Annotated in this window: 11 protein-coding genes and 1 riboswitch; of the genes, 4 read left to right on the forward strand and 7 right to left on the reverse strand. The window is 36.7% G+C overall.

What is annotated here, in order from left to right; translation table 11 throughout:
* The first annotated feature begins 41 nt into the window (after nt 1-41).
* Entirely contained in the window at nt 42-1,205 is a 1,164-nt protein-coding gene (locus tag V7183_RS18895; RefSeq protein WP_335360461.1) for a DUF418 domain-containing protein, read from the forward strand.
* Between the two features lie 19 nt (nt 1,206-1,224).
* Here V7183_RS18895 and pbuX read toward each other — a convergent pair whose 3' ends face one another.
* From pbuX to V7183_RS18910, 3 genes are all read right to left on the reverse strand, one after another.
* Entirely contained in the window at nt 1,225-2,547 is a 1,323-nt protein-coding gene (gene pbuX, locus V7183_RS18900; RefSeq protein ID WP_335360462.1) for a xanthine permease PbuX, read from the reverse strand.
* Nucleotides 2,548-2,549: 2 nt separating this feature from the next.
* On the reverse strand, nt 2,550-3,143 hold the full coding sequence (locus tag V7183_RS18905) for a xanthine phosphoribosyltransferase (RefSeq protein WP_097897184.1): 594 nt from the start codon (nt 3,141-3,143) through the stop codon (nt 2,550-2,552).
* 106 nt (nt 3,144-3,249) lie between these two features.
* Nucleotides 3,250-3,351: riboswitch (purine riboswitch) on the reverse strand.
* A gap of 125 nt (nt 3,352-3,476) precedes the next feature.
* Entirely contained in the window at nt 3,477-4,223 is a 747-nt protein-coding gene (locus V7183_RS18910; protein ID WP_335360463.1) for a type I methionyl aminopeptidase, read from the reverse strand.
* 299 nt (nt 4,224-4,522) lie between these two features.
* On the opposite strand from V7183_RS18910, the gene V7183_RS18915 reads away from it, so the two are divergent.
* From V7183_RS18915 to V7183_RS18925, 3 genes are read left to right on the forward strand one after another with little or no spacing between them, the layout of a single operon-like run.
* Nucleotides 4,523-4,669 (forward strand): cytochrome c oxidase subunit 2A, encoded by a 147-nt coding sequence (locus V7183_RS18915; RefSeq protein ID WP_335360464.1) that lies wholly within the window; start codon nt 4,523-4,525, stop codon nt 4,667-4,669.
* A 29-nt stretch (nt 4,670-4,698) separates the two neighbouring features.
* Nucleotides 4,699-5,172 carry a cytochrome c oxidase subunit II gene (locus tag V7183_RS18920; protein ID WP_335360465.1) on the forward strand — a complete coding sequence of 158 codons (474 nt, stop codon included), beginning with the start codon at nt 4,699-4,701 and terminating at the stop codon, nt 5,170-5,172.
* The gene (locus V7183_RS18925) at nt 5,169-6,818 is read left to right on the forward strand and encodes a b(o/a)3-type cytochrome-c oxidase subunit 1 (RefSeq protein WP_335360466.1); all 1,650 of its coding nucleotides are present in this window, start codon (nt 5,169-5,171) and stop codon (nt 6,816-6,818) included. The genes V7183_RS18920 and V7183_RS18925 overlap by 4 nt, the downstream gene beginning before the upstream one ends.
* 74 nt (nt 6,819-6,892) lie before the next feature.
* Here V7183_RS18925 and V7183_RS18930 read toward each other — a convergent pair whose 3' ends face one another.
* The 4 genes from V7183_RS18930 to V7183_RS18945 form a co-directional block, all read right to left on the reverse strand.
* Nucleotides 6,893-7,705: a DUF2262 domain-containing protein gene (locus V7183_RS18930; RefSeq protein WP_335360480.1), complete on the reverse strand. Its 813-nt coding sequence runs from the start codon at nt 7,703-7,705 to the stop codon at nt 6,893-6,895.
* A gap of 138 nt (nt 7,706-7,843) precedes the next feature.
* Complete coding sequence (locus V7183_RS18935) at nt 7,844-8,320, reverse strand: GNAT family N-acetyltransferase (RefSeq protein WP_335360467.1); 477 nt, start codon at nt 8,318-8,320, stop codon at nt 7,844-7,846.
* Nucleotides 8,321-8,403: 83 nt separating this feature from the next.
* Nucleotides 8,404-9,921, reverse strand: coding sequence for a carboxypeptidase M32 (locus tag V7183_RS18940; protein ID WP_335360468.1), 1,518 nt, complete (start codon nt 9,919-9,921; stop codon nt 8,404-8,406).
* A 143-nt stretch (nt 9,922-10,064) separates the two neighbouring features.
* Entirely contained in the window at nt 10,065-12,002 is a 1,938-nt protein-coding gene (locus V7183_RS18945; RefSeq protein ID WP_335360469.1) for an ATP-dependent DNA helicase, read from the reverse strand.
* Nucleotides 12,003-12,093: the final 91 nt, after the last annotated feature.

Below are 12,093 nucleotides of genomic sequence, written 5' to 3' on the forward strand. Positions count from 1 at the left end.
ATTTTGTATAATAAAAGGGATTGACTTAAAGGAGGAAAATAATGACACAAAATATTTCACAAGGCGAGAGGATTCATTCTATCGATATTATTCGGGGAATTGCTATACTTGGTATTTTTCTTGTTAACTGGCCTGTTATTGCTGGTGTTGACACTAGTGAAATCACCGGAAGTTATGAAGGGATAGACAGTTATATCCGCCTATTTTACGACATGTTTATTCAAACAAAGTTTTATACTATTTTTTCATTTTTGTTTGGACTAGGATTTTACATTTTCATGCAACGTGCTGAGACAAAAACAGATCATCCAAAAACATTATTTGTCCGTCGACTTCTCATCTTATTGTTGTTTGGTTTCTTACATTACGTCCTTTTATGGGATGGGGATATTTTACATAGCTATGCAATTGCAGGATTTTTCTTATTTTTATTTTATAAAAGAAAGCCTCGTACTGTTTTAATATGGGCTTTGGTTTTATTAGGACTTTTCCAATTTTTCATGCTACTAATGAGTTTAATCCTTATGTTTATACCAATAGAAGAATTAAGAACTTCCCTCCCCATTATGCCTTTAGAAAATTGGGGAGTACAAGTGCAAGATCGCTTTACAGACTTTTATTCTGAAGTAATCCAGACAAACCTTTCTATGCTTCCAGAAATAGTTGGATTATTCTTACTCGGTCTATATGCTGGCAAAAAAGACATTTTCCGCCGAACGAAGGAACTAGATCCAAAACTAAAAAAATGGCAAATCATTATGTTCGTTTTAACATTACCTATGTGGTTCGTCATGATTCGCTACTTTGTGGCAAAACAACCATACGAGCCAATCCACATGTACGGTCTTACAATGTTTAGCGGGAAAACATTATTTATCTTTTACATTTTCACACTTATGCGTTTATTACAGCGAGAAAGATGGCAAAAACTATTACGTCCATTCCAATATGTAGGACGAATGGCATTAACCAATTACATTTCACAGACAATCATTACATTGCTTATGTTTGGGCTAGTTTTCAAAAATTACTTGCCAGTACCATTATGGATCGGCCCAATATTTTGCATCGGTTTTTATACATTACAAATCTTTATTAGTCGCTGGTGGCTCTCTCATTATCAGTACGGTCCACTTGAATATATTTGGCGCCTAGGTACATATGGAAAAATGATGCCTCTAAAAAAGAAAAGCAAGGTCTCTTAATGAGAACCTTGCTTTTTGTTTATGCTTCTGTTACAGCACTTTGCACTGGACCTTGCTCTTCTTTTGTTTTCGCTTTGCGCTGCGGAACCATATTAAACACGATATTTAATAGTACCGCCGACGCACTTCCAAGCACAATTCCGTTATCTGTTAAAATACGAATGCTTTCTGGAAGCTGAGAGAATAACGTTGGAACAACTGTTACACCAAGTCCGATTCCAACAGAACATGCTACAATTAATAAATTTTCTTGCTTAGCAAAGTCTACGCTGCTTAACATTTTAATTCCGTATGCCATAACCATTCCAAACATCGCTAGCATAGCACCGCCAAGCACTGGTTTTGGAATAATCGTTGTGATAGCTGCAATTTTAGGAATAAAACCAAGTACGATTAACATCCCACCGCATGTATAAATGATCACGCGATTTCGTACACCTGTTAATTGAACAAGACCGACGTTTTGAGAATAAGTCGTATAAGGAAATGCATTAAAAATACCGCCTAAAATCATCGCCAATCCTTCGGCACGGTAACCCTTCGTTAACTCTTTCTCACCAATCTTTTTGTTACATATATCAGATAAAGCGAAATACACACCAGTTGCTTCTACAATTCCAACACAAGCAACAAGAATCATTGTAATAACCGGTGTTAATTCAAATGTTGGTGTACCAAAGTAAAACGGCTGAATACTGTGAAACCAATCGGCTTCTCCAACTGCTTGCAGGCTCACTTTCCCCATAAATGCTGCTATAATTGTACCAAATAAAAGACCAAGTAAAATAGAAATAGAGCGGATAAACCCATCAAAGAAACGATACATAATTATAATAAATAATAAGACACCGAATGCTAATGCTAAGTTTTCAAGACTCCCAAAATCTTTACTACCTACTCCTCCAGCCATATCATTAATCGCTGCTGGGACTAATGTAACCCCAATCACTGTAACAACCGAACCCGTTACAACAGGCGGGAATAGTTTCACAAGCTTTCCGAATAGCTTTGCAAAAATAACAACGAACAGTCCTGCTGCAATAATTGCTCCATATATAGAAGAAACACCGTACTGCTTACCGATAGCAATCATCGGTCCAACTGCTGTAAACGTACAACCGAGTACAACGGGAAGACCAATTCCGAAAAAACGATTCGATAACGCTTGTAAAATCGTTGCGACACCACACATTAATAAATCGATAGATACTAAGTACGTCAGTTCTCGCTGATTTAAACCAAGTCCTCCGCCAACAATAAGAGGAACAATAATTGCTCCCGCATACATGGCAAGCATATGCTGCACGCCAAGGGATGCGATTTTGAATGGGTGCTGCTTCATGATTATTTCACCTCCGCAGTCTCTTGCAAAGCAAATGTAACAGTACCGTTATCAAGTGATGCAATTTCTGCAAGTGATTCTACACGAACGCCATTCTCACGCAGTTTCTTTCCTCCATCTTGAAATGCTTTTTCAATAACAATTCCAATTCCAGCAATACTTGCTCCAGCTTGCTCTACTAAACTCATTAAGCCTAAAGCAGCTTGACCATTTGCTAAAAAGTCATCAATGATTAAGACACGATCGTTTTCATGGATATGATTTCTAGATAATGAAATTTCATTCGTTTCTTGTTTTGTAAATGAGTATACTTTCGCCACATACATATTATCTTGTAACGTTAACGATTTACGCTTTCTTGCAAAGATTACTTTTACACCAAGCTCTAGAGCTGCCATAACTGCCGGTGCAATTCCTGAAGATTCAATCGTCACGATTTTTGTAATGTTCTCTTCTTTAAAACGCTGTGCAAACTCTTTTCCGATTTCTTGCATAAGCACTGGATCAATTTGATGATTTAAAAATGCATCTACTTTTAATACATCACCAGATAAAACCGTTCCTTCATTTAAAATCTTTTCTTGTAATACTTTCATGTTTGTTCCTCCTCTTATGCAATAAAAAAACTCTAAAAGCCGCCACCACTCGTTACAAGTGAGAGACGCGCTTTTAGAGCTTCGCAAAAAAGAATGCTAAACCAGCAATATATTCGTCCTCACTCATAGTCAAAGTATTTACGGTACTTCGGTAGAAACTTGCAGGCCATATCCCCGCGATTATATGAGTGTAGCTAACCTATTTATTTTATAGAAGGATTATAACGCACTTTTTTGACTTTGAAAAGCATTTATAAGAAAAACACGTACATTTTTTATAAAAATACCATTTTTGTTCGATTTTTGAAAACTCTTACATTTTGTATTTCCCTATTAAAGACGCGTTAAAATAACTGGCCCATCCTTTGTAATTGCTATTGTATGCTCGTACTGCGCTGATAGCTTTCCATCCATTGTCCGTGCAGTCCAGCCGTTTACATCCACTTTTGCATACCGCATACCTACATTTACAATTGGTTCAATCGTTATTACCATCCCTTCTTGTAACACTGGTCCTTGCCCTTGCTTTCCAAAATGAAAAATCGCTGGTTCCTCATGGATTTCTTTACCAATCCCATGCCCTGTGAAATCCCTTGCGACAGAGAATCCTTCAGAAGCTACATAACTTTCAATTGCATAGCCAATATCCCCAACATGATTTCCTGCTATCGCTTGTTCAATCCCTTTATATAGAGCATTTTCTGTTACTAGCAATAATTTTTCTGCCTCATGAGAAATATCTCCTACTTTATAACTCCATGCAGAGTCAGCAAGTGCACCATTTAAATTTATTACCATATCAATTGTAACAATATCTCCTTCATTTAAGGACTTATCAATTGGGAAGCCATGACACATCTCATCGTTCACAGACGCGCATATTGCATATGGATAATCGTTATATCCTTTTTGTTCAGGCGTTGCACCATACTTTGCTAAATATGTTTCAACAAATGTATCAATTTCCAATGTTGTGATACCTGGTCGCAGCATCTTTGCAATTTCTTGATGACACGAAGCTAGCAATTTCCCAGATTCGCGCATCAAATCTATCTCTCTTCTCGTTTTTATCATATTCATACAATCTCTCCTCGTTCATCCTTCTATCCATAGGCTGTAAACTTCCATTAATAAAAGCTATCCAAATTCCATCATACACACCCTTCTCCATAATTTCAAAAAAGCTCTCATTTCACATTTTTTTCACAAATTCACATTCCAAAACTTGTAAGAATCCGCGATTTTACGAGTTCTTATCATAGACATAGTTTTTATTGTATCAATGAACACTTTTTGAAAGCATATGTGGACACAGATAAATTATCTAAATTTTTTGTATTATGAAATTATAAGATTTCATTTATCCAAGGAGGGATATCATGGGCGAACATAAATTGCATCAACAAGAAACGGAAAACAGTCAAAAAAGCTCATTAAAAGGAACATTAATCTCCGTTTTTTTAGTTGGCTTTTTCATTATTTTTACTTGGTTTAGTGTCTATCAAATTTTTGTTAATCGGCTTTAATATATTGTTTTGAAAAGGGAGATGGGGATATGCACTTACATAAATACGAAAAAATCTGGCTCGTTTTCGGCGTCGGTTCACTATTCGTATTTTTGGCCGTTTTAGGAATTAGTGCTTTTTATATGGGAAACAAACCACCAAGTTGCTTAACGACTATTGACCCCGAAAAGGTCCATGCAACAGCACCTTTTGATCATCCTGGTGTCAAGCAAGTTGGGAAAGATCATTATCAAGTTACCATCATTTCACAAGCATTTTCCTTTACGCCAAACACAATTAAAGTACCAAAAGGTGCGAAAGTAGATTTTGTCGTCACAACACAAGATGTTGCACATGGTTTTGAAATTGCAGGAACAAACGTCAACATGATGATTGAACCTGGATATGTAAGTACTGCTTCACAAGTTTTTCAAAAATCTGGGGAGTATTTAATTGTTTGTAATGAGTATTGTGGTACTGGCCATCATATGATGAGCGCAAAAGTGGAGGTGACTGACAAATGATTGCACTGCAAGATAAAATAAGTAGACGAGATGCAAAACTAGCAATAGCTCATATTCATGTTGCTTTTATCGCTCTGTTTTTAGGTGGGCTATGCGGATTATTGCAAGTTCTCGTTCGCTCTGGAAAATTCAATTTACCTGCTGGTATTGGTTACTATCAAATATTAACAACTCATGGTGTTTTGCTTGGACTCGTATTAACAACGTTCTTTATTATCGGCTTCTTATTTGCTTGTATGAGTAAAACAACTGGTATTCTATCGAAAGGAGTTCGTCAAACAGGTTGGATTGGCTTTTGGCTTATGACAATTGGAACAACAATTACTGCCATTTTTATTCTACTTAATAAAGCAACCGTACTCTATACATTTTACGCCCCATTAAAAGCACATCCTGGATTTTATATCGGACTTACCCTTGTTATTGTCGGCAGTTGGTTCAGCGGATTTGCAATGTTTGCTCAGTATCGAACATGGAAAAAGCATAATAAAGGAAAAATAGGTCCTCTTTTAAGCTTTATGGCCGTTGTAACAATGGCGCTATGGCTCGTCGCTACAATCGGCGTTGCTGCTGCAGCACTTATTCAATTCATTCCATGGAGCTTAGGATTTATCGATAAAATCGATGTCCTTGTTAGCCGAACACTATTCTGGTACTTCGGCCATCCGCTCGTTTATTTTTGGCTCCTCCCAGCGTATATGGCTTGGTATGTCATTATACCGAAAATTATTGGTGGGAAAATTTTTAGCGATTCACTAGCTCGTTTATCATTCATCTTATTTTTACTATTTTCTATGCCTGTAGGATTTCACCACCAATTAACAGAACCAGGAATTGACCCTGGGTGGAAATACTTACAAGTTGTCTTAACATTTATGGTTGTCATTCCATCCTTAATGACTGCCTTCTCTTTATTCGCCACCTTCGAACAGTTTGGTCGCTCTAAAGGAGCTACTGGACTATTCGGATGGCTTCGAATGCTTCCATGGGGGGATGCTAGATTTTTCGCTCCATTCGTCGGTATGCTCATGTTTATCCCAGCTGGTGCCGGTGGACTTGTCAACGCAAGTAACCAACTAAACCAAGTCGTTCATAATACTGTATGGGTGACTGGGCATTTCCATTTAACATTAGCAACATCTGTCGTATTAACATTCTTCGGTATTGGTTATTGGCTCATTCCTCATTTAACAGGACGCGTCATGACAAAGGAAATGAATCGCCTTGCTATGATCCAAACTTGCGTATGGGCGATCGGCATGTTCTTCATGTCTGCTGGTATGCACTTTGCCGGACTACTTGGAGCACCTCGCCGCTCTGCTTTTTCTACATATGGAAATTCACCACAAGCACTTGAATGGATTCCGTATCAAATTGCACAAGCAGTCGGGGGAGCAATTTTATTTGTAGGAATTGTAATTGCGATCATTATTTACTTAGACCTTGTCTTCTTTGCTCCGAAGGGTCAAACGGAGTTCCCAATCGGTGAAGTAGCCGATGCATCTGAACGTACACCGATGGTTTTTGATAATTGGAAGCTTTGGATTGGTATTACGGCGTTACTTATTTTATTCGCTTATACCATTCCGTTTATTGATATGATTCAAAATGCTCCGCCTGGTTCAAAAGGATTTAAATTATGGTAAGTGAAAAGCAGAGGGGAGTCCCCTCTGCTTTTTATTATCTTAAAACCCCTTAGCTCATCATTCACTAAACAAATTTATCCTGCAATATGAGCCGAATTAAGAGTCCCATCAATATTTCCATCTACCATAATACAATGTCCCCAAAACATATCCCCATCAGCAAAATATATTGTAAAATCACCGTCTGAATAAACACTTATGCTCTCTAATTCCATAAAACCAATGAACATTTCCTGCGTAATCTCATCGATCTCTGCCTCATCATTATCCTGTAACCATTCATTTGCTAACCCCAATAATTCTGTTGCTGCAAACAGTTTAATTTTTCTGTTCCATTCATTTTTCTCCTCGAAAAGTGCATATGCTGTTTCTAAAGCCGTCGTCATCATACGCTCATCTTTATTCCAATCAAAAGACAAACTGCATTTTTCACCATCCCAAGTAATCTGCTTTTCAAATAACTCCACACTTTTGTCAAGTACAAATTCACCTAATACTTTATCTTGATAATAGACTGGCTTCATTGAATCTTGTAATATCTTTTCTAATTCATTATCTCTATATGTTTCATCCAAAACCTGAACAAGCATCATCGCATTTTCTGCCCTACGTACCAGCAACCTTACAACGGTATTTTTTTGTAAAAATTCTCTTGATCGTCTCAATTCTGCATCGTCAGCTAACCATTCAAGTCTTAGTTTTTCTTCTATAATCAATTCATGATTGCACAAATCTTTCCATGCAATCAAAGGGATTGACGCACTCCACAAAATAGCATCACCTGCTCTTCCCGCACCTACGCCCGATGCTCCTGTAACAGCTGCCACCTCAATAATCTCTTCTGTAAATCTATTTTCAAATCTACTCGTTTCACTTAATTTACTCATTTTCATTTCGCTCTCCTTTATATTATATAAGCACAAATATGATGAAAGAATCTTTTATCCCCCTTTACAAATCATGCTTTTACAGTTAGCCAATGTCATCTAGCTTCTTTCCTTTTACCAAATTTCAAGTTAGGTGTTTTATTGCCTACAAGCATTGTGATAAACCATTTTCAAAAATTCAAAGTGACCCCCATTTGTTTTTTGAATAAAAGTACCTACCGCTTCAAAGCCTATCTTTTTATAAACCTTTATCGCTCTTTCATTGAATGTCACCACCGATAACGTTATATACTTCGGTTGATATTTCTGTTCACAAAAAGCTAGACCTTCTTTTATAAATGCTAATCCTAATCCATTTCCAGTCATATTTGGTTTCATTCCAAAGCCAATATCCACTGTATAAGTATCTATTTTATGAAAACTAAAAAATCCAACAAGCTGATTATTCTCACAAACGGCAAAAATCGTTTCTCCACGTATTATAGGATCTAAAAACTCCATTAAATCTTCTTGATCAGCTTCCATATCATAAAACGAATACTTCCCCTCGTAGTGCCAATTATACGCAACTTCTTTCGCTTGCTCTTGTGTCATCACTTCAAAAGTATAATTCACTTCTATGCCTCCTTAAGCAACGCACATACAGTAAAATTTTAATTCATAAAAAGGAGCCACATATATGTAGCTCCTCTGCCTTCTTATAATGCATAAATCCCTTTGTATTTCGCCTCTAAATAATCGGCTAAATAATTCGCATTTAACCCTTCACCTGTTACATCTGCTAAAATTTCTAGTGGTTTTTTCGTTTTACCATATTGGTGAATATTCTTTGTTAACCATTCACGAATTGGCGTCACGTTTCCTTCCCCTAGCAATGCATCAAAGTTTGGAATTTCTTCTAACATCTTATGTTTAAATTGTGCTGCATACATATAGCCTAGTGCATAAGATGGGAAATATCCAAAAGATCCATCTGCCCAATGTATGTCTTGTAGCACACCCTGTGCATCCGTTTCTGGACGAATTCCTAAATAGCTCTCCATTTTATCATTCCACGCCGCCGGCAAGTCTTTCACTTCTAATGTTCCATCAAACAATTCTTTCTCCAGTTCATAACGAACCATAACATGAAGGGGATATGTCAGTTCATCTGCCTCAATGCGAATAAAGGAAGGTTTTGATTCATTAATTGCATCATAGAACTCATCTACAGATACATTTTCAAATTGTCCATTACTAAATTGTTTTAATAGCTCATAATTTTTCTTCCAGAATGATTTATTACGTCCAATAAAGTTTTCAAAGAATAGCGATTGTGATTCATGAATTCCCATCGATGTACCACTGCAAAGTGGCGTTCCTTCTAATTCTTCTGAGATATTTTGTTCATATACAGCGTGGCCGCATTCATGAATAGTGCCAAACACTGCCATACGAAAGTCATTCTCGTCATAACGGGTCGTAATACGAACATCCCCTCTATTTAATGTAATTTCAAATGGATGTATCGTTTCATCTAGACGGCCAGCCTCAAAATTATAGTTTAATTGTTTTAATAACTCTAAAGTGAAATTCTTTTGTTGGTCTTTTGAAAAATGCTCAAATAAAACATTTGTTTTTAATTCTTTATTAGACCCCGAAATTTCTTTTACAAGCGGAACAATACGCTCACGTAATTGTTCAAATACATGGTCTAATACTTCTACTGTAACACCCGGCTCATACATATCTAAAAGCGTATTATACTTATAAGTTTCATAACCCCAATATGTAATGAATTTCTTCTTATATTCAACAATTTTTTCTAAGTATGGACGGAACATTTCAAAATCAGATTTTTCACGTGCTTCTCCCCAAACACTTTCCGATTTTGCTTGTAATTTGACAAACTCTTCATACTCAGCTTGAGGAATTTTTTTATTTCGATCATATTCTTTGCGGCACTCTTCTACAATTTTCTTCGTTGTTTCAGAAATTTTATTCTCTGCGATTAGCCGTTCTAATTCCTTTAAATATCTTCCCATCTCATCTGAAGTCGATAATGAAAAGACTTCAGATGAAAGCATTCCTATTACTTCAGAGCGCTGATCTACTCCCTTTTTTGGGGCACCTGTACGCAAATCCCAAAATATTAAACTTAATGCTTCGCCATAATTATTTATCTTCTTCACGTATGCTAAAAACTCTTTTTCCACTTCATATGTAGCTATTGTCATATGATATACCTCCTTTTTCTACCTCACCTTTATTTCGACATAAATAGATAATCTCCTTTTCTTCCAATAGAAAAAAGCTCGGCATTTGCCAAGCTTTTTCCTAGTTGGTGAAGCGTAAAAAAAACTGATAATCGACTTTCACTTTATAGAGCCGCACCTTCTACTGGAAGTACTTTCTTTACAGCCTCAATAACCTTTTCGTTTTCATTCTCTGACAAGAATAACGAAATCGCACCCTTATCCTCACTTGTACGAATTAAGCGACCAATTCCTTGACGAAGACGTAAAATCATATATGGTACATCTACATCCCAAAATGGATCATTCACGTGCTTACGTTTCGCTTCAAACACAGGATCGTTTGGAGGGAATGGAAGCGACCAAATAATGACATGAGATAATGATGAACCCGGAATATCTAAACCTTCCCATAAATGAACCGCACAAAGTACAGTCTCTTCTTCATTTTGGAAACGTGAAACAAGTTGACTAATTTCTTGGTCTCCTTCATATAAGAACGGAACAGACATTTGCTCTTTATTCACATATTCTTTGAATGCCGCAAGTTCTTGTGTTGTACGGAATAATACAAGTGTACGTCCATTTGTTTTTTGAATGTTCTCAAGTGTATACTGACATTTTCGTTCCCATTCATTCTCCTTCGTATACGACGGTAAGTATACTTTCATTTGTTCTTCATAATCAAACGGAGAAGCTACTGCGAACGATAAATAATCTTTTACGCCTAAGCTATTTGCTGTAAATGCAAATGAATCATTTTCAGATAATGTAGCAGAAGAGAAAATATACGGGATTTTTTTCGAGAATACTTTCTCCTGCAACACTTCTTCTACGGCACGTGGCATAATAACTAATGTAAAGGCACCATCACCTTCTTCTCCCCATGTAATTACATTTTTCTCATGCATGAAAAGACGAAGTGAATGCTCCAATACATCTAAATGCTCATCAACGATATTTAAATCGTATGTGTTTACTGTGTACATTTCACTTTCAAATACTAATGCATCACCGACTTCCCCGATTTTCGCATAAAGTCGTTTCGCCTCAGCAGTTACCTTTTCTGTCACAGTAAGTTCTAAACGATCCGAACCAGCAATTTCTTTTTTATTCTCTTGTAAAACATCAAAGAATCGCTCTGTTTGCCAAATCGTTTCTTCTACTAAATGAGCAAACTCTTCACGGATATCATTTTGTAATAATCTTGTTAATAATTGTTCCATCATCGTTTGCTTTAATCGGTACGTTAATGCTTTTTGCGCCGCATATTCAACAAGATGGCCTTCGTCAAAGACAACACAGCTACTTTCTGGTAAAAGCGGCATCTGGCCTTCACGCTTACGAGCATCATATGTCCAAATATGATCCATATAGAAATCTTGAGAGCAAATAATTAAATCTGCTGCTTTACGATAATGTTCACGAGAAAGTGTTTGACCACAACGATGACGAGAATCACATGTAAAGCAGTCCTGGAAATAATCCCAAGATACTTTTGACCATTCTTCGTCATTTAATAGTGGAAACTCTTTTCGATCACCATAATGCGTAAAATTTTGCATTGTTCCATGATCAAATACAAATTGAGGTAATTCATAATATAGATCTTCAATTACTTCTGGAGCTCGTCCACTCATCACGTCTTCAAGTTTACGTAAGCATAAATAATTATCCATTGATTTTGCTAGACGTACATCAACTGATAACCCTAATGCTTCTGATAATTTAGCAATGTCCCCTTCTTCTTTCACCAGCTGCTCGATTAACGTTTCGTCTGCACAAGCAATAATAGCTGGTTTCCCCGTATAACGCGCATAACAAATTGCATATAAAAGATACACAATCGTTTTACCCGTTCCTACGCCTGCCTCCGCGAACATAACTTTCTTCTCTTGAAATGCTCGTTCTAATTGGAATGCCATAAAAATTTGTTCATCGCGTTCTTCAAAACCTTTTTCTGGGAGGATATCGTAAAACACATCTCCAATCCACTCATTCAACTTATCATAAAAATTATCTTGTTTCCCTACTTCAAATGGTAATCTCTTTTCAGTAAACATCCTCAGCCTCCAACAAAAAAGTTTTTCTATAAAAAGATATAGCAACTGCTATTTCTAAATAGCAGTTGCTTTCCCCTGTTGTAATACATAG

The organism is Bacillus sp. JJ1127, from assembly GCF_036965845.1.
Taxonomy (GTDB): domain Bacteria; phylum Bacillota; class Bacilli; order Bacillales; family Bacillaceae_G; genus Bacillus_A.